Below are 23,382 nucleotides of genomic sequence, written 5' to 3' on the forward strand. Positions count from 1 at the left end.
CCTCTTTTAGTTGGTGTCCAAAGTGAGATTGGTAATTAATTGCCATTCAATCAGTTTGGCAAGTGTTTGGCCTAAGTCAAATTCGTCTGATTCTGGTATGGCTTGTGACAAAGGTAACTTATTTTGTAAAGCCTTAATAAAGCTAGCTTCTTCAAAACTAATAATATTCATCTTACCGTAAATAAATGACTTGTGAAGAAGTAAATACTCACTTTTATCCATTTCTATGGTATTTAATGGGGTGTCTTGCTGGCAGGCAAGAAAAAGAGAGCCAAGTGCAAACGGTGCATGCAAGAGTTGGGTGTTGATGGTTAACTCAATACAAATCTGTTCGGGATGGACCGTTTGTTCTAAGAAAGACGTAATAGTTTGATGGTCGAGCGGCGCACACTCTTCGGCATTGGTGAGTTGCAATAATTGATACTCTAAGCTTGCCATTGGTGCCAAGAAGCCTAAATTTTTCGCAGGCTCAAAATCTGCAATAAATTCAGCAAATGAAGCGCCATATTCACTGATAATTGGTGTATTTGGAGGGTGTTTTAGCAAGTAGGTCCTAGCCATCGCTCGGAAAAAATCGCTACCGACTAGCTTAAGTGTTAGCGGAAAAATGTCACTTAATGCATCTTGCAGGGAAACAAAGATGTTATTCTGATATACCTTAAAACGTATCGCGTTGTCGTCTGGGTTGCCATTTAAATAGGGCTGAAGCGAGGTAGCGTCTTGCGTTAAAATTGCTTGAATAAAGTCAGCTTGCATGACTCGTTTCCCCCTGGCTAAGGCGAGAGCGAATATGATCGGCAAATTGAGCTTCCGCCATGAGTTCGGTCAGTTTAGGTAAGTTGCCATCACGTTCAATTAAAGTTGGGCAGTCCCCCATACGTTGTAAAGCATACTGATACAGTGACCAGACATCATTACTCACAGCTTCATCATGGCTGTCGATTTTTAGCGGTACTTGGGGGTTGTCATCTAAGGTATGACCAGCTAAATGAATTTGTTTGACCGCTTCCATTGGAAAAGCATCTAAATAATCTGTTGGCGAACTTGCTTGATTAAAGCAGGACACTTCAACGTTGTTAATGTCCAATAATAATCCACAGCCGGTGTGTTTAACCATGGTGCTGATGAAGTCGATTTCACTCATTTCATTGTTGATAAAGGTTAAATAAGTGGAGGGGTTTTCAATCAGAATCTGCCGTTGCATGCGCTCTTGTACCTGCTCAATGTGCTGACAAACTCTTTGTAGATTGGCTTTGTCATAGCGTACTGGTAACAAGTCGTTGTAAAAATTTTGTTGATGGCTGGACCAAGCCAAATGCTCAGAAAAGTATACTGGCTGAATGTCATCGACGAGATTTGCCACTTTGTCTAAATGGTTAAGATCGAGCTGTTGCTCGCCGCCAATCGATAAACCTACACCATGTACCGTGATATCGTAATCTTTACGTATCTGGCGTAAATAATAGGCAGCAGGACCGCCTTTACTCAGGTAATTTTCCGCATGAACTTCAAAAAAGCCGATTTTTGGATGTTGTTGCAGTATGGCTTCGTAATAGGCGGGTTTTAGGCTGATGCCAGTATGGGAAGCAAAACAAGAAGCTGTGATGTCGGCTCCTTGTTTTGCTTTGCTCTTATTGGATAAGAAATGTGACATGGTTCGAGCGATTAAAACGCTTTTAACTGACCGAAACCCGTTGGCGACGTTTTTGACGCCATGTCTGTGCAAGATCCCGCTGGTACTAATTTCCAAGCATTGGATTGGTAATCTGTTTTAGAAGTACCGGCACAAGAAGTACCAGGGCCAGCCGCGCAGTCATTTTGTCCTGCAAGTGCTACGCCGTAGCATTTTTCCTTACTAGCTGCTTGCGCTGGCATAGCCACAGCAGATAGTGCAATTGCAGTGCCTAGAGCAACCGATAGAGTAGCAGTTGAATTTTTCATTGTGTAAAGCCTCATTGTGTTGGATTAAAAAGACATATTGTCTTTGGGTTACAGTATTTTGACGTAGACGGCTTTTCATTTCTTACAGTCAAAATACAAAATTATTTTTTTTCTTCGGTTTGCTTGCCTTTAGAGTACTGTTTGGCGAGGCCACGAATGTCTTCCATCTGCTTGCCAAACTCTTTGCAAGATGAGCACATGGCGGTGTGAACGCCCAGCATGACCTTTTCTTTGGTACCTAATGGTCGGTCGAGTTTTTCCGACAAAAGTTGTGTCGCCTCTTTGCAATTCAGCATTATTCAGATTCCTGTGTCTGATACCAATTATCTTCTAAACACTCACGCAAGCGTAAGCGAGCACGGTACAAGGTGACGTTGAGACTAGAGACACTAATGTCTTCGTTGTGACAGATTTCCGGTGTATCCATTTCTAAAAACTCACGCATCATAAAAAAACGTCCATATTTTTCCGGTAGTGCGGTTAGACAAGCGTCGAAAATTCGCCAAAAATGCTCGTTTTCCACACCATGATCTGGATCGTCCCATTTCTGCGGACGTTCACTTTTTTGCCAATGCCCGTTTTCTTTGAACAAATGATCCATAAGAGCATCACCATGCAAATTTGGTCCATTTTCGAGCTGACTGGCGACAGTAATACGTTTTTCCTTTCGCAACAGATCAATGAGTTTGTTTTTTAGAATGGAAAATACCCATGTTTTTAGTGCTGCCTGACGACCAAATTTATCGATGTTTTGGTAAGCAGATAGCATGGCTTCTTGCACTGCGTCTTCTGCTAACTGTTCATCCTGAACCTGTAACGTAGCGAATTTCAGCATTTGACTACGTAACGTTTCCATGAATTCTGGGTCATAAAATAACGCTGCATTTGGCGCTTCTGATGCACTTAACGAAGGATTTGCCTCAATCATTTCAACCTCTTTTCCTTATCTGTTAGACGTAATCAGTTCACATTTCTTACAAGTTTAGCGAATTCATCAATCGCTTTCCGCCGCTTCGGCCAAATACTCATCTTTTAATTTAACGTAATTTAAGCCAGCGTATTGGAAATACTCGATTTCTTTGACATCAAGCGGACGAATTTGTTTCACCGGTGATCCCATGTACATATAGCCTGACTCCAAACGCTTGCCTGGCGGCACCAACGAACCTGCGCCAATAATGACTTCATCCTCAATAATCGCACCGTCTAAAATCGTCGTGCCCATGCCAACCAAAACTCGATTGCCAACAGTACAGCCGTGCAACATGGCCATATGACCTACGGTGACATCATCACCAATGGTGAGAGGATAGCCTTCGGGTTTGTAGCTACTGGCATGGGTAATGTGCAGACAGGAATTGTCTTGAATGCTGGTGCGTTTGCCAATACGGATGCGATGCATGTCGCCACGAATGGCCACTAAAGGCCACACAGAACTGTCGTCATCGATAAAGACATCGCCAATAATCACGGCTTGATCATCGACCCAAACTCGTTCCCCAAATTGTGGTGTATTGCCCCGAAATGACTTCATTATCATGTGGATGCTCCTAATGATGGCTTTTTTCATAAAGGTAACTATTAAGACAATAGTCTTTCATGCATTGAAAAACGGTAAAGACCACTTATCTTATTAGGTAGTCTTTTATTTTGGCTTGGCGACTAAAAGCAATCAGCGCGCCAAGCTGTTAATTTTTTGCTAAAAAAGGATACCACGATATGTCTCAATCTGTATGGGATGCGACCAGCTTGCCGAGTTTTTCTGCGGTAGAGGTAAGTCAAATAGAAGCGGATCTGGATGCTATATTAGAGAACAATCGAACTCAAATAGCAGCCTGTGTGGCGGACAACAGTGAGCCTACTTGGCAGAGCTTGGTGTTACCTCTGGATCAGCTGGACGATGATTTGAGTAATTTTTGGTCGCCAGTCAGTCACTTGAATGCGGTGCAAAATACCCCAGAATTGCGTGCAGCCTACAATGCTTGTCTACCTAAATTGACGCAATACTACACAGAATTGGGGCAAAACAAGGCCTTATATCAAGCGTATAAAACCTTAGCAGACAGTCCTGAAGCAGCCAATTTGTCTGCCGCTCAGCAAGAAACGCTCAAACACGCTGTGCGCGATTTCGAATTGTCAGGCGTAGGGCTCCAAGGCGAAGCAAAAAAACGTTACGGCGAGATCAGCCAGCGTTTGTCTGAGCTGAGTAGCCAGTTCAGTGAAAACGTATTAGACGCCACTCAAGCTTGGAGCAAACTCATCACAGACGAAACCGAGTTGGCGGGCTTGCCTGAATCTGCTTTAGCGCAAGCCAAACAAATGGCGCAGGCTAAGGAGCAAGAAGGCTGGTTGTTTACCTTAGATTTCCCTTCTTATTTGCCTGTCATGAGTTATTCAGATAATGCCGTCTTGCGCGAGGAAATGTATCGCGCCTTTGCTACCCGTGCGTCCGACCAAGCGGATGTGAGTTATGATAACGCACCATTGATCGATGAGATTCTGGCTTTACGTCATGAGATGGCGGAAATTTTAGGCTTTGAAAATTACGCAGAATTATCGGTTGCCACTAAGATGGCAGACAATGGCCAGCAAGTAATCGATTTCTTGAAAGACTTGGCGAAAAAGTCTAAGCCAGCTGCTGAGCAAGATTTGGCTAACCTACAAACCTTTGCTAAACAAGAGAATGGTGTAGAGAGGTTAAACGCTTGGGACATGATGTATTACGCAGAAAAACTGCGTCAACATAAGTACAGTATTTCCCAAGAAACGTTGCGTCCTTATTTCCCAATAAATAAGGTGTTGTCCGGATTGTTTCACGTGGCACAAACGTTATTCGCGGTAGACATTCGTGAAGAGCAAGAATTTGATCGCTATCACCAGGACGTCAAACTTTTCACCATCAGTATTGAAGGAACCGACATTGCGCGTTTCTACTTGGACCCTTATGCCCGTGAAGGCAAACGTGGTGGGGCTTGGATGGATGCTTGTCGGACTCGTCGTCGCTTAAGTGACGCGCGCTTGCAATTACCTGTGGCCTACTTGGTATGTAATTTTACGCCACCAATTGGTGAACAGCCTGCTTTGCTTACCCATGATGAAGTGACTACCTTGTTCCATGAATTTGGTCACGGTTTGCATCACATGCTGACCCAAGTGGAAGAATCGGCCGTATCAGGTATCAATGGTGTGGCATGGGATGCTGTGGAATTGCCTAGTCAATTTATGGAAAACTGGTGTTATGAACCAGAGGCGCTGGCTTACATTGCAGGCCATCATGAAACGGGAGAGGCATTACCACAAGACATGTTGGATAAAATGTTGGCCGCGAAAAACTTCCAATCGGCCATGCAAATGGTACGTCAGTTGGAGTTTTCACTGTTTGATTTTACATTGCACAAAGACTATCAGGCAGGCGTTTCTGTTCAAGCCGTATTGAATCAAGTCCGTGATGCTGTTGCAGTGGTGATTCCGCCCGAATTTAACCGCTTCCAAAATAGCTTCTCGCATATTTTTGCGGGTGGTTATGCCGCAGGTTATTACAGTTACAAATGGGCAGAAGTCTTGTCGGCCGATGCCTTCTCTAAATTTGAAGAAGATGGCATCTTTAACCAAGATACGGGTGCGCACTTCCGTGATACCATATTGGCCAATGGCGGCTCGCGACCAGCTGCTGAGTTGTTTGTGGCCTTCCGTGGTCGTGAGCCTAGCACCGAGGCTTTGCTGCGTCATAGTGGGATTGCCGCGTAACCGTTAAAATAATGCAGCATTGAGTCGCCTAAGCGCTGAGCTTGGCGGCTTGAAACAGGATACATGATGACAGTTAAAATGCTTTATTGCAGGTTTCGTTTGTCCGCGCTGTAATGAAATGGCTAAAATTCGTGCTTGGCGGCTCGAATGAGGATACAAGATGACAGTAAAACGCTTTATTGCAGGTGCCGTTTGCCCGCGTTGCAATGAAATGGATAAAATTCGTGCTTGGCGTGATGATGATGCTGAGAAACAACATAGAGAATGTGTGGCATGTGGTTATCAGGACGAGCAATCCACCAATGTTCAGGCACAAGCGCCAGAATTACCTACGCGAGTGAATCAACCGCACAGCAGTGCCCCACAGGCAGAAGAAATGGTGATTAACTTCATTCCAAATCCGGGCGATACTAAACATTAGTCAGTGCTTAGGTGCGCGAAAAATGGACTTCAATTGAGTCCATTTTTTTATGGCGTATTGTCAGCATAACCACTGCCGATGGCACTAAAGGGCAGTTTGAGACCAAGTTCTGGAACTTGCTGGCCAATCCAAGCGGGAAAGGTATTGCTATTTGGGCCTGGAAATACCTTGTATTCGTCTTTCCAAGGGTATGTGCGCACTGCCTCAGCAATGTGTGGGATAAGAGTATGAGCCTGTTCACCTTGTATCGATAAGAGTTTCTCAGGTTTGGCGCCAAACCAATAACGGTCTGGTGTTGGTGTGTAGTATTCGGTGAGTGCGGGTAAACCGCGATTTACTCGCCAGCCTACCACTTCATATACCTTGTAGCGGTCAGCATTCTTTTCTTTGGTGGCAATCCAAGTGTGAACGGCGAACCAACCACGCCAACTGTAAGCATCGGCGGCATAGACTTCGATGACGGCGTCTTTTTGGATTTCTGGAGAAGGAGCAATGCCGGCGGGTTCACGACTGGCAGTACGCCAACCGTCGCTGGAACAGGCGCTGACCAAACTGGCGAGTACGAATAAACCAAATTGCTTCATCATAATAGTCTCCTTGCAAGGCGTCGAGTTGCTTTTTAATAGAGTCGTTTCGTAGCGCAGAGTTCCTTAAATAGTGTGTGCTATCTATAACAAAAACGCCGACTTTTGGGTCGGCGTGGTAGAACAGCCACTTCACAACAAAGCGGTCTTGAATAGGTTGGAAATACCGAGTTAGTTCATTTCCGTAACGAAGTTTTGTTTTGCACGACGAACTTTCTTCAGATCTTTGAGCCAGTCACCTTCTGCTGCACGATATCCTAAAGGTAACAAGACGACAGAGCGCAGGCCGCGTTCAGTTAGGCCCAGAATTTCATCCACCTTAGCTGGGTCGAAACCTTCCATTGGTGTGCTGTCGACACCTTCTTCTGCGGCCGCGATTAACGCGGTTCCAAGACCAATGTAGGCTTGGCGAGCAGCATGTTGGTAATTGGTTTCTGCATCACGTGGTGGGTAAGTACTTAATAACATTTGGCGGTAGTTTTCCCAGCCTTCGTTCTTGAAGCCACGTTCATCGTTGACCAGATCAAACATGTTGTTGATGCGTTCTTCTGTGTAATTGTCCCAAGCCGCGAAAACCAAAAGGTGCGAACCATCGGTAATCTGCGCTTGGTTCCAGGCATGTGGCACGATTTGTTCACGCAATGCTTTATTGGTTACTACAATGACTTCGTAAGGTTGCAGTCCGCTAGAGGTTGCAGTGAGACGAATAGCTTCCAAAATACGATCGACTTTTTCTTGCTCAACCGCTTTGCTTGGGTCCATTTTTTTGGTCGCATAGCGCCAGTTCAATTTGTCTAACAGGTTTGACATAAGGAATCCTTATCAAGAGAGTTTTGAATACACAAGAATATGAGTCCAAATTGGCACAACTACAAGATGTGCTTTATGAACAAAGTGTGGAAGTTTCAGCGATCATTTGGTTATCCTAGTCATCAAAGCTGTTAAGAAAATCGTAAAAGAGAATGATGGTTTTTTATGGTGACCTCTTTTTTATAAAGCGGAGTATGATCTGCTAATCAGTATGCTATTTTTTTTAACAATGAGTGACTAAGGAGTTATGTTTGGCTAATAGGTTTCGTTCTCTTGTCAATCCTAATGATCGTTTGTGGTTTGGTGGCGCAGTGATTTCGCTTATTGGTGGTTGGTTGTAACCTACTGCACAAGATTAGTTAGTGATAAAGAATTATCTAATAGGGTAGGGATTGGTGCTTGTTATTATCATCGAAGCCCGAAAATACCTGCAAAATAATAGCGTCATTCAGATTTTTACCTATTCTATAAGGACTAATCTGAATGAGCAGGATTAGTCTATTTGGAGAAAATTATGTCGCATCATCTTGTATTAAGTTTTATTGGAGAAGATAAGCCTGGAATCGTCGAACGTTTATCGGAAGTGATCGCTCGGCATCAGGGCAATTGGTTAGAAAGCCGTATGGCGCATTTAGCGGATAAATTTGCCGGCATTTTGACGGTTTCCGTGCCATTGGCTGAGCAAGCTAATATGATTTCCGCGTTACAAAGTCTTGAACAAATTGGCTTATATGTACGAGTGGAAACGGCGCAAGCCAGTGGTTCAGAATCTTCTACTTTATCGCTTTCAGTAGTGGGCAATGATCGTCCCGGTATCGTTAAAGAAGTATCCCAAGTATTGCATTCCTTAATGGTCAATGTGAATGAATTGACTACAAGTTGTGAGCCCGCGCCAATGAGTTCTGAAATGCTATTCAAAGCTGAGATGGTGTTGTCTGTTCCGGCAAGTTTGCCCTTGATCGAATTGGAAGCGGTATTGGAAAACATCAGCAGCGATTTAATGGTGGAATTATCCGTTAATCAGTTTGGTTAATGATAGCGAGGTTCCCCTTTTCAATTTTATCTCGCTGTTGGTTTAAACAATAAAATCAACAGCGACGATTAAGAGTAATAATGCCATAAGGCGATTGAGCCAATTCATACGTTTTGGGTCGGTGGCGAAGCGTTTCATTTTAGAACCTATTAGCATGTATAAACTGGGCGCGCCGCATGCCATGCCTGCGAGAATCATACTCCAAACGAATATTGCCTTGCCTGTGATGTCAGCTTGGGGGAACAGCACAGTGGTAATGGGCACAATGACCACCAACCCCTTTGGATTGCAAGCTTGTAAGACAAACCCCATCTTAAAGTCCAGCAGAGTAGCGTCTTGTGTCTTTAGACTAAAATGACGACTCGCGTAAAGAATTTTTAGGGCCAAATACCCTATGTAGAGGCCGCCAGAAACGGCAATTATTTTTTGTACTGTGGGCGTAACCAGCTCACTGCCCAAGTAACCTAGTATGAGAAATAAAAGAAACATGGCTGAGCTCACACCCAGACTAAAGCGGAATGCCTGCCATCCCTGATTATTGACTCCAGCAAAAAGCGCAATAAAGTTTACCGGCCCAGGTGTGTACATAATGGTGAAGGCGAAAACGATTATTTCGAGCATAATAATCCCTCAAATTGACCTTGATAAAAAAAGAAATGATGTTGGGAACCGGTTAGTTGGCGAGCAAATTGTTCCGGTAGCGTGACGGTGTTGTACCAAAGCTTGGTTTGAAGCAGCGATTGAAGTAGCTTAAATCGCTAAAACCAAAATGATACATGGCATCGGCAATTGGCATTCCCGATGCTATGGCTTTTCTGGCTTGGTTTAGACGATAGTTTTGCCAATACTTATGAGGCGTCATACCAAAATAATCACGGAAACAACGAAGAAAATGGTATTTGGAAAGATGCACCATCTTGCTCAGTTCGTCTAATGAAATGTCTCCCGTTAGTTGACTATGAAGGTAGTCTCTCACCTGCTCAAATAAAGCGTCTTTTCTGTGTGGGCCTTTGCTTTTTTCTATTCCTTGCTGTTGAGCAAGTAACTCAGCAAAGTCAAAAAGAGCAGAAGTGTATTGTATGGCTGAGGTATTTTTGGCTTCGACTAAGTGAGACAGATGCAGAATCTGATGTCTTAGTGGTTGATTGTTTTGTACACACTGTTTGATGCGAAAATGCTGTGCAGAAGGAATGCCTGCGCTTTCTAACATGGGCGTTAATTGATCTGGGTGAACATAAAGCATTTTATATTCTAGTGTCTCGTCGCCGCCAGAATGTCCGTCGTGTGCGTCATCTGGATTGAAGACAATGACATTACCTGGGTGGCTTTTATGATGTTCGCCTAAAGCGAAAAAGTCTTGGCGACCGGACAAAGTAATACCAAAGGAAAACTCTTCATGGGCGTGAGTGCCATAGGAGAAATCATTCATGGCGGCGTTCAGCAAAATTACTTCATCGTTCAAATGGCTTTTCGCAAATTGGAAGTGATTATTGGTTGCTGCCATCATATTCACCTTGGTTTAGTACAGAATAGAGTTTAGCTTAGCCTTTTTAGCAGGCGAAGTATTGGACAAAATTGCGCAATTAGCACGTCATAGTTGTGCAATATTTTGCAAACACCAATCCGCTCTGTCTAAGACGGCTTGGCGCTGATCGGCGGTTTGTTTATCCCAATTTCCATAGATCATACCAATGCGCGGGTTGTTACTCAGCCAGTCTCGATGTTTGACCATAAAACGCCAATATAGGCTGTTTAGAGGACAAGCTTGTGACCCTGTTTTTTCTTTCACCTTGTAATGGCAAGATGAGCAATAGTCACTCATTTTGTTGATGTAACTGCCACTGGCGGCGTAAGGTTTGGAAGCGATCCAGCCACCGTCAGCAAATTGACTCATGCCCCGAGTGTTTGGTAATTCCACCCATTCGATGGCATCGATATAAATGCCCAAATACCAATCGTCTACTTGCTGGGGCTCAATGCCCGTGAGCAGGCAAAAATTGCCCGTCACCATTAGGCGTTGGATGTGATGCGCGTAGGCAAATTCGAGGGACTGATGAATGGCTTGTGATAAACAATTCATCTTGGTCTCCCCTGTCCAAAAATACTCAGGTAAGTCTCGCTGAGCTGCGAGGGCATTTTGTTGGCGATAGTCCGGCATGTTGATCCAGTACATGCCGCGTACATACTCACGCCACCCCAGAATCTGTCTAACAAAGCCTTCAATTTGCGCTAGGTCTATTGAGGGTCTTGGCGAAATTGGGCGACAGCGGCTTGTATGACGGTCATGGGGTGAATCAATTTACTGTTGAGCGCAAAAGACAGTCGCGAGTGATACAGACTCCAGGCGTGTTCGGATTGGTCTGTCATGGCGTCTTGAAAACGACCAAAATTGGCTAACAGGTGCTGACAAAAGTAGTCCAATAATTGATGCGCTTCACGACGTGTGACAGGCCAACTAAGGTGCGAACCAATTTGTCCAAAGCAAGGAACCTGGTGCTGGTGGAGGCGCGCAACAATCTCATCAACCGGATGTTGGAAACACAATGGTTGTGGTATGTCGGCTAGGTCCTGTTTTTTAAGCTTGTTGCGATTGTTGGCGTCATAATTCCATTTACCACCTTCTGGTTGCCCTTCTGCCGTCATTAATACATCAAAGCGCTGGCGCATTTTGCGATAGAAGTGTTCCATACGCACACTGTGTTTGGCTTTGAAATGCTTGGGAATGTCTTCAAAAGGCAGCAAAAAATGCTCAGTATCAAACCATTCAATGTTAAGTGTCGTGGTGCTTTGAAAGCTTTCTAACTGATTGAGTAAGCGGTATTCATCCGGTCTTTGGAGCTGAATGGTCTGCGCACCGATTTTCTCTGCTTGTTGTGTTAGTAGTTCGGTTAGGCTGAGCCCTTTTGTATCGTCCAAAGTGAGATGGCAAACTTGATGACCGGCTTGCTGTAAAGCGTCTGCAAAGCCTTGCATGGCTAAAAAGAATGCCGTTACCTTTTGGATGTGATGTTTCACATAGTTGGCTTCAGAGTGCAATTCGGCAATGAGATACAACACACCAGAGTCGGTTTGTTTAAACCAAGAATGGTTGGCGTTGAGTTGATCGCCCAATATCAAACGAAGGGTGTGAAATTTGCTCATAAGACGGTGACTAAGGTGTTGGGTAGATAGGCCAATCTGCCGCGTCGACAGAATCCAACTGGCGGTCAAACTTATCGCCTTGCCATTGACGAATGAACACACCATCAGGATCGTACTGTTCAGTTTGTTTGTCGAGGTTAAAATGACGACCGCCGCGAGGGTCGGCCCCTACTCCTGCAATGTACTGCCAGTTTCCCCAGTTTGAGCCCACATCATAATCAATAAGCTGTTGTTCAAAATAGGCCGCACCATAACGCCAGTCCACGCCCAATTCATAAATCAAACAGCTGGCAGCCAATTGACGACCGCGATTACTCATGAAGCCGGTTTGATTGAGTTGCTTCATGCAGGCATTGACTATTGGGTATGGCGTATTGCCTTGGCACCATTTACGAAAGCGCTCAGGATAATATGACAAGGTAGGCGCCTGTTTTGTCACGCCATTGGGCATAAACAAATGTTTGCCGTGGCAAGCGGCGTACCAATGGAAATATTCGCGCCATATAAGTTCAAAGAAAATCCAGTAGGTGGATTCATTGGCGTCTCGGTCAGCTTCGTATTGACGTAATGACGCTAGTATTTGTCTAGGAGAAAGGCTGCCTTGTGCTAACCAAGCGGAAAACTTGGTGGAGTTTTCCCAACCTGATAGGGCATTACGGACTGCTTTATAATGCTTAGGCAAATCTGTGGAGAAGTAGTCGGTTAGTTGTTGCTTAGCAGACTCTTCACCGCCAACAAAAGGCCCTTGCGATGATTCATCCTGTTGAGTTTGCCAAGGGACGATGTGAGCCAAAGAGAAAGCAACAGGGGGAGGTAATTCTGGTACTTTCGGTATGGGCTCGGCAATGTCAATGGTTTCAACGATGCGCCGGAACGTTGAAAAAGTAGAGGGTAGATCGCCAAGAGAGAAAGGAAATTGCCATGGTTCGAACAGTGTTTGACCATGATGAATATGAAAATGCACATCTGAAAAAGCCTTTGTTAGCTGGCGTACGCTGGTTTGTTCATTCCAACCGCCGCAATGATTTAAAAAAACGTGGGAAATGGGCAGTTCATTGAGTATCAAGGTTAAACTGTTTACGGCATTGAGTTGGCTAACGTAGAGTATTTGTCCAAGGGCATCCAATTCTTGAGCTAGATTGTCTAAGCCTTGTAATAAAAAGGTACGGCGTAATTTAGACATGCCTTGTGTAGCATAACGTGTGGGGCGTTTGTGTTCAGGTGCATCGCAATACAGACAAACCAATTGATCCATTTCTTGCGCAGCACGCCACAACATTCTTTGATCTGCGCAGCGTAAATCCTTGTCAAACCACACTAAGCCCATTTTCATTGTCCATCTCCTTTCAAGTATCAAAAAATTTACGCAACAGGTGATTATTTGGATTCTTGGGGGCAAGAAAAAAGAGTTTTTACAAGAGTAAAAGCTTATGGAGTTTAGGGTTATAATTCGCCCTTTCTAATAGGATTTAAGTAAAGGTTTTAGCGAATATGAGTCTGCCAAATTGCCCAAAATGTCATTCTGAATACGTGTATGAAGATCAAGCTATGTTGATCTGTCCTGAATGTGCTTATGAATGGAATCCGCATGAAGTGGAAATAGACGAAGACGCTTTGATCATTAAAGATGCCACAGGCAAACAACTGCACGAAGGCGATAAAGTGACCTTGGCAAAAGACTTAAAAGTTAAAGGCTCCTCACAAGTACTGAAAATTGGTACCAAAGCGACCATCAAACGCCTATTAGATGGTGATCATGACATTGATTGTAAAGTAGATGGGGCGGGCGACATGATGTTGAAGTCTCAGTTCGTAAAAAAAGCTTCCGCCTAAATCGATACTTCTGGCTCTCAGGAATAATAATGAGCATATATATGCTCATTATTATTTATCGAATGAATAGTTGAGCAAAAAAATTCCCATTTTTTCGTTTCTTATTTATATTTGAGCATAATACTGCGCAAATGGGGTAAGAGATGATGAAGCCACTCACACCACAAGAACAACAAAGTTTACTCATCGACCTGATACGTCAACACATGCTTGGTGAGCTAAGTCAGGGCCAGTTATTGAAGTATTTACGTAAACACTTTATGCAAATGAATCAGACGGAATTTGCTGCGTCAGTAGGGGTAAGTCGTCGTACTTTGACTGACATTGAGCAAGACAAAGGCAGTCCAGCACAGAGTATCATTAATAAAGTATTTGAACCCTTTGGAGTCAAAACCAGTTTGGCACCGGTGGATCCTATGTTGGCGTGTTATTTATTTGTCGGAAGTGGGCAAAGTCAATAAAGCGATATACTAACAACCAGTGTTAATAATAAAGCAAGTTTAAACCAATTTTCTTTTGCATCGGATTATTTTAGTTTGCTGCGTCTTACTCCATACTGTCCCACTGTTGTTTCTTGCGATAAATCGTTGAGGGACTGACTTCCAATTGTGCTGCGGCTTGTGGAATATTGCCATTACATAAAGCAATAGCACGTTCAATGACACTTTTCTCAGTTATCCATAAGGGCTGAATATGTCCATTGGTGATAGATTCAGTAGAGGGTGTGGTTTGGTGAACGGAAGGAGGATCTTCCTGAGTCGGTATGGGTGAAGTGGTTGTCACTAATTCAGGCTCTGCGACTGGCAAAGGAGGCATAGAGCGCATCTTAATATTCTGTGTCAAGTCGTTGAGAGGCGGCGGCAACATGTCTGTGTCTACAGTATTACCCTCATTTAATACTATGATATTTCGAATCACATTTTGCAGCTGGCGAATGTTGCCCGGCCAATGAAAGCTATTGAGTACGACTTCCGTTTTGGCTGTGAATTGCGTAAAGGCTTTGCTTTCCTCTTTCGCATAAGTTTTTAGAAAGTGTCGTGCCAGCATGATAATGTCCGCTTCTCTATCTCTTAACGCTGGTAAACGAATGGGGATCACATGCAAACGATAATAAAGGTCTTCTCGAAAACGCCCTGCTTTCACTTCTTCTAGCGGATCTCGGTTGGTGGCACAGACAAAACGTACATCGACTTTTTGAAGTTCGCTGCTGCCAACTTTTTGGTAGGTGCCAGTTTGAATAAAGCGTAATAATTTTACCTGTAAATCAAGGTCCATTTCACAAATTTCATCCAGAAACAGTGTGCCCTTATTGGCGCGTTCTGCCGCCCCTTGGCGAGGTGTCACTGCGCCTGTAAAGGCACCTTTGATGTGGCCAAATATTTCACTTTCCATTAAATCTTTTGGAATAGCACCACAGTTGAGTGCGACGAAAGGTTGCTCTTTTCTTGGACTAAGCTTGTGTATTGCTTCTGCACAGACCTCTTTACCGGTTCCACTTTCCCCGGTAACAAACACAGTAGCTTTGCTTGGCGCTGCGCTTTCAATTATGTTGTAAACCCTTTGCATCGCTGTAGATTGCCCTATAAAGCCAACAAATTTACTGCGTTCGAAATTGTCTCTTAAGGTTTGTAATTGCTTTTTGAGCTGCGTATTTTTGAGGGTATTTTGTACTGTGGTTAAAAGTCGATTGGCATTAAAGGGTTTTTCTAAATAGTCGACCGCGCCATAGTTCATGGTTTCTACCACCGACTCGACTGAGCCGTGAGACGTAATGATAATGACAGAACAGGGCAGTTTGTGATGATGAATGGTTTTAAGGATTTCAATGCCATTCATATCGGGTAACTGTAGATCCAATAGCACAATGTCGTAGGCGTTTTGCAAAATACTCTGCAATGCTGCTTTACCGTTATCTATTGCGGTTAGCTTATAGGCTTGGTTTTGTAAATAACTCGTATAAAGCTCCGATAGTGTTGGGCTGTCTTCGATAATTAATATGGAGGCGTCCGTGTTCTTCATTTTTATCCTCTGCTCATACATTCCGATTAGGCAATCTTTTCTATTAGGATCATGCTGATGTCATCATCAAACGAAATATCTTGTAGAAAGGTATCCAGTACTTTACTCAGTGCTTGATGATTCTTTTTAGCATATTGAATTTGGTCATTTAAGCCTGCCAATCGATGGCGTTCAGCTGCTGGATTATTGGCTATTTCTAATAATCCATCGGTAAATAACAATATGGCTTCTCCTGTTTCCATTCTCACCTTTGTTGGTTTGAAATCCGGATCACTGTATAAGCCTAGTAAAGGTCCGGTAATCGGTAAAGAAGCTAAATTGCCTTCTCGTGAAATAATAAAAGGAGGCAACCCAGCTGAATTAGTAAAGTAGACTTGATCCTGCTCTAGGCAAAGGCATTGCATAGTGCTGATAATTTCAGGGGCTAATTTATTTAACCATGTATTGCAGGCAGTAAAGAGTTGGCTTGAATAGCTCTGCGCATCTAATTGGCATAAAGAGGTGCTGGACATGGCTTGAATAAAACCGTGTAACCGTGAAGCGTTAAAACAGGCTTTAATATCATGTCCCATCACATCGCAGAGAATAAAAAATAAGCTCGCTGGAGACTGTTTATTTTCAATATGCCAACAATCACCGCCCCCCACCTCGGCACTGCGAGAAAAACTGGTGATACTGTAGTGGCTATTTTCTTGGTGATTTTCCAGAGGTTTACGAAGTTGTTTCTTTACCTCTTCATCTAATAGGGTATAAACCTGTTTTAACAGATTATGGCTACGCTCTATAACCCGTTCAATGACATTGAGAATTTTGGCTTTTTGTACGGGTTTTAAAATGAAATCATCAATGTTACTGCGAAAAATATTGCTTTCTAATGTTTCTTTGTCATCTGCAGTTAGAAATATGAAAGGCGTGGTATTAAGATGTGGAATGTCTCTTAGACGTTCACGAAAGGTCAAACCGTCCATTTCTGGCATATAAACATCCGATATTATAATGTCTACCTGATGGTGTTTAAGCCAGTCGAAAGCCATCATAGGGGAAGCAAAAGCAAAAATTGTATGATCCTCAAGATACATACTTAACATATTGAGTTGTAAGGCATCATCGTCAATGATTGCAATTTTATAACGTCGGCTGACCTGTGGTATGGACAAACTCAATTGCCAAGTGTTGTTATTGTCTGGCGAGCGTAAGTATTCACAAACATCAAATTCAGATTTGAGAATGGCCATGCCATAGCCACTGCTGTTGGGTTCCTCTAGTAATAGGTCGTCTAAATCGGAAATTTCAAAATCAGTGGGAATAGGACTGCCATTGTCCTCAATATCCAGTTGGAAAGCGCTTTTGTCCCAACTCATATTCAGCTTAATCTGGGTGGGTTTGATCTCGCTGTGTCTTATGTAGTTACTTGCTATTTCTGTAACGGCTAATAATACTTTGTTACGGTCCGATTCGTTTAACGGGGTGTGAAATAAAATATTCTGTAACCCTTGTCGTATTCTTCTGGGCAGGTCGTCAGAATATTGAAAATGCATCGCTTTAGGTGTCAACATGATTAATCCTGTTTCGTGTTCGTCAGGTATGACATTAATAGTTGCTTACTGGGCGTGAAAACGTCTCTGGCTTCCTGAATAAGTGCGCTAGTATCGGCCTTTTTATCATCGCGGCATGCTAACTCAATTTGATGGCAAAGATGAGAAAGAGACATAAGACCAAAACTTGCAGAGGTACTTTTGATGGTGTGGGCGCAACGTTTCATATCCATAAGGGGAGCGTATTCAAACTCTTTTGACAGGGAGGTTAAACTCTTTTCTATTTCTGCTAAGGCTATTTGGGTCATGTCATTCGTTCGTTGTGTGCCAATATCCGTTTGCATTTGTGTTAAGACAGCTTGATTAAAGAGAGGCTGAGGTGAAGGAGGCTTCTCCAGATCGGTCGAGGATGATGAGTGCGCATTGGTCTGCGTTAAAAAATGGTTTAAATGCTTGATAAGTTCATTGTAGGAAAGCGGTTTTTGAATGAATCCATTGATCCCTGCCTCCTCTATATTAGCGTCAGTTTCTTTATTGCGGGTACCAGACATCGCCACTATGGGTGTTGTAGCATGTTGCGGCAAATTTCTAATGTGTTTAGCGGCACTAATACCGTCCATGATAGGCATTTGTAAATCCATTAAAATGAGATCATAGGCTTTTTGCCTAGCAAATTTTAGCCCTTGTTCACCATCATTAGCGCAGTCTACTTCAACCTTTTGTTGCTCAAGCTGATTTTTCATCAGAAGTTGGTTTGCTTGACTGTCTTCTACAAGCAAAATGGCACAGCCTGATAGGCTTTTTTTATTGGTCGTGGTGATCGCACTAGTTGGCTTAGATACAAGCAGATGTTCTACGAATATAAAGCAAAATTCTTGCTCTGTACTGACTCTAATTCTTACCTGTTTTACGGCAAGCTGGTTATCGATAATGTTATAGAGAGCAGAGATAAAAGGGTCGCCAGTTTGTCTGCAATGCAACAGTTGCTTCTGTAAGTCACTTGGAAAAAAATGCTCAATTTTCAGTTCTTCTAGGTGATTTACTTTTAGCATGGCCATGGCAGTGGGGTTAGCAAAGCGCAAAGTGTCTTTTTGGTAAACCAATACACCTTCAGGAATCTGTTCTAACGCTTTTAAATATAAGCTATTCAGTTTTTCTGCCGATTGTTCTTCGACGGATGATGGGGTGATCGATGTGTTGGTTAAATTGTCTTGTAAGAGCTTTTCGGCCGTGGCGGCTTGCTGTTTTTCATGATCTTCTTGTTTTTGCGCTAGGGTGAAGACAATCGAGGTAAATACAATAGGGGCGAGCCAAATGACGGCAATTAAGGTGCTGTTAAGTGTCACCAAAGATAAGAGGCCACCCAGTATGACCTCTATAATTAACAGTTGTAACCAAAGTGCTTGCTTGAACGTTAGCATGCTATTACACCCTAAAATTAAGAAAATCTGATTGGCGAATAAACCGCTGCAAGACATTCTTAAGCCAATGTAAACAATCTGGAATACGTTCTGTTTCGCGGAGCATCTCGTTTGCTAGAGAAGGAAAGTCCATATCATTCATTACCACGCCAATAAGGTTGGCATTGGCCTGAGCGTACTTATCGCAACATTCTTGTAGTATGGCCTGAGAGGTAAATTCACTTTTAATCATGAGAATGGATGCGTCGGCAGCAGCACAGATTAAATTGGTTGGAATATCTCGAAAATTATTGGTACTGATAGGTGAAGTATCGAAAATGACTCTATCGTACTGGCTTAACCATTCATTAAGGGATTGTTGAATAGCAAGTGGATCTCTAAAACTGGAAGAGGCCACGTTACAGGAAGGCGCAGTGAGAAAATGTGTTCCCTTCTCTGAGGGCGCATAGATGGCTGAGGTATTGTTTTGGCCGACTTGCCAGTTTTGCCGATTCAACCCCAAGCGTTTATCTAAGCTTGGGTGGTGAAGGTTAAGGTCAATCAAGAGTACCTTGTAGCCATTGGCTTGATATCGTTTCGTTAAAGAATAAGCCAGCATAGAGGTGCCGCATAGGTCATGGGCACCACTAAGGCTTACGCAGCGGTAATTCTGTTTCTCTAAAGTTTGGTAAATAGACTCAAGTTCAACATAATTGATGGGTAACGTATTCATTGTTATTCCTTCTATATAATTAACAACAATAAGGTTGCAATACTGAGGAAATCTCTGACTAAAGACATGGCTTTTGACCATGTTCCATTCTCGTTGGATGGTAAATACACTGTGTCTCCTGAGCGCACGATAGGTAACAATTTACCTTCCGGATTCTCTAAGTATTCCTCTAAGTTGAAGTGAGTTGTAGTAGGTTCACAGCACCCCTGATGAAGTATCTGGATGTCTTGAATGTTAGCCGAATCAGTTGGCCCTCCCGCACGAGCCAAAAGGTCGAGTAAATTCATATCATCGTTAAATCGGTAATGCCCCGGACTATTAAGCGATCCCATTACTCGCACTGAGCGGGATGCCTGACGGTGATAATCAATTAGCTCTTTACCAGGAACAAAAATGGTATCACCAGCTTGTAAGGTGGGCAGTAAGGTTTCATCACCGGTTTCAAAATACAGTGCTAAATCTACCTCTGTGAGCTGTACTTTTTTCGCGTTACGATGAATCACTCGTACAGCTCTAAGGTCTGCCTGCTCACTAGGTCCATTGGCTGCTGCTAATACATCTAAGAAGCTTTGTTGATTGGTAAAATGATACCTTCCTGGTACACCGACCTGGCCTAATACAAACACAGACTCAGCACCGGTTTGTCGTGTCCAAACGGCTTTATTACCCGAGGGTAATTCTGCCACCCGAGGTATAATAATACTGTCACCACCCTGTAATTGGGGCAGAGGTTGACGGTTTTCGCCGTTTAAATAGGCGGCCAAATCATAGCGTATGGGATCTTGATCACGACGTTTTATGGTAAGTAGTTTTAAATCGGCGTCTTTGCTGGGACCACGACTTTCGGCGATTAAATCCATTAAACTCATTTCATTAGACCATTCATATCGGCCCGGTTGAGTGATGGCGCCTATTATATGCACAGCGTTATCGGGTGTGATTTTTAACCAAGAGGTTTGGTTGATATCGTTTTTTTCGGGTACAAAGATTGCGTCCCCTGCTCCTACTATTGGGACCTCTGCGACGGATAATCCTTCTGTGTAAGCCTGCAGATCAAAGTTTGATATTTGACCATTTTGCCGAATAATGCGGATTTCACGAGTCCTTGCAAAACGGCTTGGACCACCAGCATTGGCGAGAATTTCAAAGAAAGAGGTTTCCCCCTTAATTTCATAAGCGCCGGGACGAAATACTTCTCCCATAACATATACTGTGCGATTACCCGTTTTGACTTCTTCCTCTTTCATGGGTACAAACAGGGTTGCGCCAGGGGCGACCATAGGGAGTTTTACCTGACTGCCGCCATCTAAATAGTCCTTCAGGTCAAATAAGATAGGGTCTCCATCAGTAATTAAACGAATCTGCTCAACGCTAGCAAAACGTGTCACCCCACCTGCGCGCATTAGCATATCAACGATGGTTTGATCTTTATCATAAGTAAACGAACCAGGTTTATGGACTTCGCCAAATATTTTCACCGACTGGGCTTTTTCTGCCGCGTCACCACCAGATAGCAAACTGGCAGCATCAAATTCAATTTCAACATTACCGGTTAGAGGCGAAGAAGGTACGAAAATAATATCCAGTGGCTCAAGAGAGGGAATAAGGCTTTCATCACCAGAATCTAAATATTGCTTATAATCGACTATGGTGATCTGACTACCGCGACGAATTTGTAATTTATTCAGTTGTCCGCCTGGCTTAATACCACCCGCAGCAGTTAGTGCCATTTGTAATGAACCATTACCAGGAATATCAACTTCTCCAGGTGTTTTTACATAGCCTAATACGGTTACCAATAAACGTTGAGTAAGTAGGCTCAAGCGTAATTGATCTGCCTTCAAATAACGTGATGAAAGTTGTACCTGAAGCAATTGTTGGGCGTCTTCTATGGTCAGTCCCGATACCGTAACTAAGCCAACTTCAGGAAGTATTACGTTACCTTGACGATCAACAGGGAAAGGCTCATCAAAGCCAGCTTCACCGAGAAATTCAATCACTAGAATATCGCCGGGGCGGATTAATGATTGATCCTGTGCAGAGACGTTAGATGTGTACAATAAGCAGAGGATGGTTAACCATTTGATTGCGATTAACTGGCATTTTATATAGAGGCTAAACCGTTGCATACTATTTACTTCCCCATATATCCGTTACTGATGGCCACTCTTTTACCTTGCTTTGTAGTTGCTGGTTTGGCACCAAGAGTTTGGCACTGACTTCCACTCTTCTGTTTTTGTAACGCATGGCTTCGGTTACATTACTGCTAATCGGATTAAATTGGCCTTGTGCATTAATTAGGATTTGATAGTCCGGCACATGTTCCGCTTTAAGGTAGTTTGCAAGAGTCTCCGAGCGTTCCAAAGCCAAATGCTCATTGTTTATTACATCCCCTTGAGCGTCAGTATGACCGACGAAAGAAACTTGATAAGCGGGATGAGCTTTTAACCACTTTACCAATTCGTCTAACAATACTGGCATGCCTTCAGGAAGGTCTGCTTGACCTGAGCCAAAGGTTTGTTCGCTAATCTTATTCAATAGCGGTTGTAATGCGATTAAGCGTAGATCCTGTATGTCTTGCTGACAAGCTGTGTTGATTTGTAAATAGGCCAAACCATCTTCAGCACTACGAATCTGTTGATCCAGAATGCGCAAATTCAGTAATGCATCTAGATTGAGGCCAGTTTCGTGCTCTCCTTGAATTTTTCTGGCGAGCAACTGCATACGATAAAGTCTAGCCGGAATGCATTCTGCGCCTCCCGCTTGATTGAGTTGAGCGATTCTTACCTTAGCGATGCGTAAGGCATCGGCGACACGATTCACCTCCGTCTGCTCTGGCTCATAGGGGTAAGCAGGTGTTGGTATTACGTTTTGTTGGCAACCACTCACATTAATACCAACACAGATAAGGATCAGGTAGTAGGCAAATTTTTTCACTGGTCTTCCCCCTATTCAATACTATGCTATTACTGGACTAAACAGCTGCGAGCATCGTCTTTAACTGGAATGGCTCTATCTATTCGCAGCAGTGACATCAGTTCTTTGGGCTGTCCATTCAAGCCAACTAAAATCAGTTCGCGGTTTTGTTCTCTGAGTCGTTTGAACAGATAAACAATGATTCCAATACCTGACGAGTCAATGAAGGTGACTTGGGAAAGATCAAAAACAATATGATTAGCGAACACGGAAGGAACATTTTCAATCAGTTCTTTCTTTTCTGCGACGGCAACACAATCAAGCTCGCCTTTGATTTCTAACACTTCGTAATTGTTGAGTGTGTAATGAGAGTGGTACATAAGATAATCCTTCTTATTGAGTGATAATAACAAGGAGTTTGCAGGTTTCGAGCCAACATAAAAATAAATTTTAATTTATTGTTTTATAAGGATTTTATTTGTAATAATGGTTTTTAGTGGTTGTCTTGACGGAGTTGCAAAATGCAAATTGCAAAGGTAGATTGCGAATTGCAAACCTGATTAAGATGAATGGACAATCAGGTTTGCAAGATAATTTGTTACTATTGTCCGCGGCCTAGTAGTACCACACTGATGGTTTTCCATAGAATCAATATGTCCATGCGTAACCATCCTCCTAGACTTGACATAGCAACCGAATAGGAAAGGTCATAACCAAGCTTGTTACGACTGTCTTCAATGCTTTCATCATAGCCTTGATAGACCTGAGCCAAGCCAGTAATACCGGGTAATATGCCATAAGTACGTTCATTGAATAGAGGAATTTGTTGTTCCAATTTGCCCATGATACCTGAACGCTCTGGTCGTGGTCCTATCATAGACATTTCTCCCTTGAGCACATTAAAAAGCTGCGGTAACTCGTCAAGGCGAGTTTTTCTCATAAAATTACCAACGCGGGTGATCCTAGGGTCATTTTTAGACGCCCATACTGGGCCGGTTTGCGCTTCAGCATTTTCAATCATGGTACGAAACTTAATCATATTAAAAAGGCCGTAAGAGCTGGCATTTGCTTGTCCAATACGTTGTTGTACAAAGAAAATCGGTCCTGCTGAATCCCATTTTATTGCTATCATTAGTAAAGGCCAGATTGGCAGTGTTAGTAATAATAGGCTTGAGGCCATCACAATATCAAAAATGCGTTTGGCTAGGCGTACGCGTAAAGGAATAAAATGGACTGATTTAGAGACGTTAAGAGAATGAGTATGCATGG

26 protein-coding genes and 1 pseudogene are annotated in these 23,382 nt (G+C 43.2%); 6 read left to right on the forward strand and 21 right to left on the reverse strand.

Translation table 11 applies throughout. The annotated features are described in order from the left end of the window. Nucleotides 1–6: 6 nt before the first annotated feature. From ACXAH2_RS11110 to ACXAH2_RS11135, 6 genes are all read right to left on the reverse strand, one after another. Complete coding sequence (locus ACXAH2_RS11110) at nt 7–756, reverse strand: HvfC/BufC family peptide modification chaperone (RefSeq protein ID WP_475078525.1); 750 nt, start codon at nt 754–756, stop codon at nt 7–9. Then, entirely contained in the window at nt 746–1,654 is a 909-nt protein-coding gene (gene bufB, locus ACXAH2_RS11115) for an MNIO family bufferin maturase (protein WP_475078526.1), read from the reverse strand. The genes ACXAH2_RS11110 and bufB overlap by 11 nt, the downstream gene beginning before the upstream one ends. 11 nt (nt 1,655–1,665) lie before the next feature. Next, nucleotides 1,666–1,941: a BufA1 family periplasmic bufferin-type metallophore gene (locus tag ACXAH2_RS11120; RefSeq protein ID WP_475078527.1), complete on the reverse strand. Its 276-nt coding sequence runs from the start codon at nt 1,939–1,941 to the stop codon at nt 1,666–1,668. A 101-nt stretch (nt 1,942–2,042) separates the two neighbouring features. Beyond that, a complete protein-coding gene (locus ACXAH2_RS11125) occupies nt 2,043–2,237 on the reverse strand; it encodes a zf-HC2 domain-containing protein (protein WP_475078528.1) in 195 nt (64 codons plus the stop codon). Continuing rightward, nucleotides 2,237–2,869, reverse strand: coding sequence for an RNA polymerase factor sigma-70 (locus tag ACXAH2_RS11130; protein WP_475078529.1), 633 nt, complete (start codon nt 2,867–2,869; stop codon nt 2,237–2,239). Before ACXAH2_RS11130 ends, ACXAH2_RS11125 begins: the two co-directional genes overlap by 1 nt. Nucleotides 2,870–2,935: 66 nt before the next feature. Beyond that, nucleotides 2,936–3,481 (reverse strand): gamma carbonic anhydrase family protein, encoded by a 546-nt coding sequence (locus ACXAH2_RS11135; protein WP_475078530.1) that lies wholly within the window; start codon nt 3,479–3,481, stop codon nt 2,936–2,938. Nucleotides 3,482–3,660: 179 nt separating this feature from the next. Between ACXAH2_RS11135 and prlC the strand changes: the two genes are divergently transcribed. The 3 genes and pseudogenes from prlC (at nt 3,661) to ACXAH2_RS11150 (ending at nt 6,109) form a co-directional block, all read left to right on the forward strand. Continuing rightward, nucleotides 3,661–5,688, forward strand: a complete 2,028-nt coding sequence (gene prlC / locus ACXAH2_RS11140) for an oligopeptidase A (RefSeq protein WP_475078531.1) — start codon at nt 3,661–3,663, stop codon at nt 5,686–5,688. A gap of 82 nt (nt 5,689–5,770) precedes the next feature. Beyond that, nucleotides 5,771–5,839 (forward strand): annotated as a pseudogene (locus ACXAH2_RS11145) (YheV family putative metal-binding protein); the annotation flags it as partial. A gap of 9 nt (nt 5,840–5,848) precedes the next feature. Further along, a complete protein-coding gene (locus tag ACXAH2_RS11150) occupies nt 5,849–6,109 on the forward strand; it encodes a YheV family putative zinc ribbon protein (RefSeq protein ID WP_475078533.1) in 261 nt (86 codons plus the stop codon). 47 nt (nt 6,110–6,156) lie between these two features. Here ACXAH2_RS11150 and ACXAH2_RS11155 read toward each other — a convergent pair whose 3' ends face one another. Next, nucleotides 6,157–6,696, reverse strand: coding sequence for a DUF3750 domain-containing protein (locus ACXAH2_RS11155; protein ID WP_475078534.1), 540 nt, complete (start codon nt 6,694–6,696; stop codon nt 6,157–6,159). 168 nt (nt 6,697–6,864) lie between these two features. Beyond that, on the reverse strand, nt 6,865–7,503 hold the full coding sequence (locus tag ACXAH2_RS11160) for an NAD(P)H-dependent oxidoreductase (RefSeq protein ID WP_475078536.1): 639 nt from the start codon (nt 7,501–7,503) through the stop codon (nt 6,865–6,867). A gap of 514 nt (nt 7,504–8,017) precedes the next feature. On the opposite strand from ACXAH2_RS11160, the gene ACXAH2_RS11165 reads away from it, so the two are divergent. Next, nucleotides 8,018–8,536 carry a glycine cleavage system transcriptional repressor gene (locus tag ACXAH2_RS11165; RefSeq protein ID WP_475078537.1) on the forward strand — a complete coding sequence of 173 codons (519 nt, stop codon included), beginning with the start codon at nt 8,018–8,020 and terminating at the stop codon, nt 8,534–8,536. A gap of 42 nt (nt 8,537–8,578) precedes the next feature. Here ACXAH2_RS11165 and ACXAH2_RS11170 read toward each other — a convergent pair whose 3' ends face one another. The 5 genes from ACXAH2_RS11170 to ACXAH2_RS11190 all read right to left on the reverse strand — a co-directional run bounded on the left by ACXAH2_RS11170 (nt 8,579) and on the right by ACXAH2_RS11190 (nt 13,010). Beyond that, nucleotides 8,579–9,157 (reverse strand): LysE family translocator, encoded by a 579-nt coding sequence (locus ACXAH2_RS11170; RefSeq protein ID WP_475078538.1) that lies wholly within the window; start codon nt 9,155–9,157, stop codon nt 8,579–8,581. Nucleotides 9,158–9,209: 52 nt separating this feature from the next. Next, nucleotides 9,210–10,040, reverse strand: a complete 831-nt coding sequence (locus ACXAH2_RS11175) for an AraC family transcriptional regulator (RefSeq protein WP_475078539.1) — start codon at nt 10,038–10,040, stop codon at nt 9,210–9,212. An 87-nt stretch (nt 10,041–10,127) separates the two neighbouring features. Continuing rightward, nucleotides 10,128–10,694: a cryptochrome/photolyase family protein gene (locus tag ACXAH2_RS11180; RefSeq protein ID WP_475078540.1), complete on the reverse strand. Its 567-nt coding sequence runs from the start codon at nt 10,692–10,694 to the stop codon at nt 10,128–10,130. 77 nt (nt 10,695–10,771) lie between these two features. Continuing rightward, nucleotides 10,772–11,746 carry a cryptochrome/photolyase family protein gene (locus ACXAH2_RS11185; RefSeq protein ID WP_475078541.1) on the reverse strand — a complete coding sequence of 325 codons (975 nt, stop codon included), beginning with the start codon at nt 11,744–11,746 and terminating at the stop codon, nt 10,772–10,774. Beyond that, on the reverse strand, nt 11,688–13,010 hold the full coding sequence (locus ACXAH2_RS11190) for a DASH family cryptochrome (protein WP_475078542.1): 1,323 nt from the start codon (nt 13,008–13,010) through the stop codon (nt 11,688–11,690). Before ACXAH2_RS11190 ends, ACXAH2_RS11185 begins: the two co-directional genes overlap by 59 nt. Before the next feature lie 158 nt (nt 13,011–13,168). On the opposite strand from ACXAH2_RS11190, the gene ACXAH2_RS11195 reads away from it, so the two are divergent. Beyond that, nucleotides 13,169–13,510 carry a zinc ribbon domain-containing protein YjdM gene (locus tag ACXAH2_RS11195; RefSeq protein ID WP_475078543.1) on the forward strand — a complete coding sequence of 114 codons (342 nt, stop codon included), beginning with the start codon at nt 13,169–13,171 and terminating at the stop codon, nt 13,508–13,510. Between the two features lie 143 nt (nt 13,511–13,653). After that, nucleotides 13,654–13,971: a helix-turn-helix domain-containing protein gene (locus ACXAH2_RS11200; protein WP_475078545.1), complete on the forward strand. Its 318-nt coding sequence runs from the start codon at nt 13,654–13,656 to the stop codon at nt 13,969–13,971. Nucleotides 13,972–14,056: 85 nt separating this feature from the next. On the opposite strand, the gene ACXAH2_RS11205 is transcribed toward ACXAH2_RS11200, so the two are convergent. The 8 genes from ACXAH2_RS11205 to ACXAH2_RS11240 form a co-directional block, all read right to left on the reverse strand. Next, nucleotides 14,057–15,529: a sigma-54-dependent transcriptional regulator gene (locus ACXAH2_RS11205; protein ID WP_475078546.1), complete on the reverse strand. Its 1,473-nt coding sequence runs from the start codon at nt 15,527–15,529 to the stop codon at nt 14,057–14,059. A gap of 26 nt (nt 15,530–15,555) precedes the next feature. Further along, nucleotides 15,556–17,085, reverse strand: a complete 1,530-nt coding sequence (locus ACXAH2_RS11210) for a SpoIIE family protein phosphatase (protein ID WP_475078548.1) — start codon at nt 17,083–17,085, stop codon at nt 15,556–15,558. A gap of 2 nt (nt 17,086–17,087) precedes the next feature. Next, a complete protein-coding gene (locus ACXAH2_RS11215) occupies nt 17,088–18,485 on the reverse strand; it encodes a response regulator (RefSeq protein ID WP_475078549.1) in 1,398 nt (465 codons plus the stop codon). Between the two features lie 4 nt (nt 18,486–18,489). Further along, nucleotides 18,490–19,197, reverse strand: coding sequence for a P-loop NTPase family protein (locus ACXAH2_RS11220; RefSeq protein WP_475078550.1), 708 nt, complete (start codon nt 19,195–19,197; stop codon nt 18,490–18,492). A gap of 11 nt (nt 19,198–19,208) precedes the next feature. Beyond that, nucleotides 19,209–21,326, reverse strand: coding sequence for a polysaccharide biosynthesis/export family protein (locus ACXAH2_RS11225; protein WP_475078551.1), 2,118 nt, complete (start codon nt 21,324–21,326; stop codon nt 19,209–19,211). Nucleotide 21,327: 1 nt separating this feature from the next. Beyond that, nucleotides 21,328–22,134: an OmpA family protein gene (locus tag ACXAH2_RS11230; RefSeq protein WP_475078552.1), complete on the reverse strand. Its 807-nt coding sequence runs from the start codon at nt 22,132–22,134 to the stop codon at nt 21,328–21,330. Nucleotides 22,135–22,163: 29 nt separating this feature from the next. Then, nucleotides 22,164–22,493, reverse strand: coding sequence for an STAS domain-containing protein (locus tag ACXAH2_RS11235; RefSeq protein ID WP_475078553.1), 330 nt, complete (start codon nt 22,491–22,493; stop codon nt 22,164–22,166). Nucleotides 22,494–22,714: 221 nt separating this feature from the next. After that, the gene (locus tag ACXAH2_RS11240; protein ID WP_475078554.1) at nt 22,715–23,380 is read right to left on the reverse strand and encodes a sugar transferase; all 666 of its coding nucleotides are present in this window, start codon (nt 23,378–23,380) and stop codon (nt 22,715–22,717) included. Between the last annotated feature and the right edge of the window lie 2 nt (nt 23,381–23,382).

The sequence above is a fragment of the Marinomonas sp. ABL3_031 genome (assembly GCF_056161265.1).